This window comes from Hydrogenophaga palleronii, assembly GCF_031457455.1.
In the GTDB taxonomy this organism is placed as follows: Bacteria; Pseudomonadota; Gammaproteobacteria; order Burkholderiales; family Burkholderiaceae_C; genus Hydrogenophaga; species Hydrogenophaga palleronii_A.
The window spans coordinates 1-1,309 of sequence record NZ_JAVDWU010000025.1; the positions used below are offsets into that span (position 1 = coordinate 1).

The 1,309-nt window shown below is 64.0% G+C and carries 1 protein-coding gene and 1 pseudogene; both read right to left on the reverse strand.

Annotation, left to right across the window (positions count from 1 at the left end):
- Positions 1-897 (reverse strand): cache domain-containing protein (locus tag J2W49_RS25705; RefSeq protein ID WP_310322777.1); only part of this gene is annotated, 897 nt, incomplete at its 3' end.
- 90 nt (positions 898-987) lie between these two features.
- Positions 988-1,309 (reverse strand): annotated as a pseudogene (locus J2W49_RS25710) (methyl-accepting chemotaxis protein); the annotation flags it as partial.

The following is a 1,309-nucleotide window of genomic DNA, read 5'->3' on the forward strand; positions in this document are numbered from 1 at the left end:
TTCGGTGCGTGCAGACAGGTCCTGGTTGCCCGAGGCAATCTCCAGCGACGCCGTGTTGATGCTGTCCGTGGCGCTGCGCACCTGGCTCACCGTGCCGCGCAGGGATGCCACCATCTCGTGCAGCGCAAACAGCAGGCTGCCTTTGGCAGGCTGCCCCACATCGACACCGAGATTGCCTTTGGCCACTTCGTTCATGGCCTGCATGGCAAAAGCGGGGTCGCCGCCGAGCTGCTGGCGCACGCTGCGCGCCACGGCGTAACCCAGGACCGAGATCGCCGCCAGAATCGCCAGACCCAGCAGCAAGGTTTCCAGCAGGGCGCGCTGCACCACGGCGGCGATGTCGTCCATGTACAGGCCTGAGCCCACGATCCAGTTCCAGGCCTTGAACTCCATCACGTACTGGATCTTCGGCACCGGCGCCTGTTGGCCCGGACGCGGGAAATCGGTGTCCACAAAAGCACGACCGTCGGGGCTGCCTCGCACGCCAGAAACGATGTCTTTCAGCGTGAAGCGGCCTTTGCCATCTTTCAGGGCTTCGGTCTTGTTCTGACCAGCCCACTCCGGCCGGATGGGATGCATGACGCTGACACCATCCATGCCCCAGATGTAGAAATACTCGGCCCGGCCATCAGCGCCGCCAAAGCGCGATACCTTGACGGCCTGCTTGGCCGCGGCCTGGGCGTCTTCCACGCTCATCTCGCCGGCCGCAGCCATGGCGTGATAGCCGGCCACCACCGAATACATCGATTCGACCGCGGACTTGAGCAGCTCCATGCGCGCGCTTTCGATGCGCTGTTTGGTCTGCACCGCAGACAGCACCACCAGCAACGCCAGACCTGCAATCGCCACGCCGATCAACACGCCGATCTTCTGCGTGAACTTCAATTGACTGAGCACAAAAAAACTCCAGGAAACATCCAAAAATCAGAGGGAAAAACAGGGGCCTGCCTGAACGCCTTTCAGCGCGACCGACAGACCCATCAACGATCAGAAGCTTTCCCAGTCGCCTTCCGCACCGGCCGCTGTTCGCACCGGCGTGCCGGTCGGTTGTGGGCGCTTGAGTTCGGGCGCTGCCGGTGCCGATGGCGCATGCACCACCTTCGGCGCCGCGAGGGCCGGCTTGGCTTTGGGCGCGGGCAGCGACGCAGCCGCCTGAGGCTTCGATGCCCGGCGCGCCGGGGACGACAACGCAGCCTGTGCACTGGCATCAAGCTTGAAGATCTGGATCACCTGAGCCAGGCGCTGAGCCTGATCCTTGAGGCTCTCGGCTGCGGCCGCGCTCTCTTCGACCAACGCCGCGTTCTGCTGC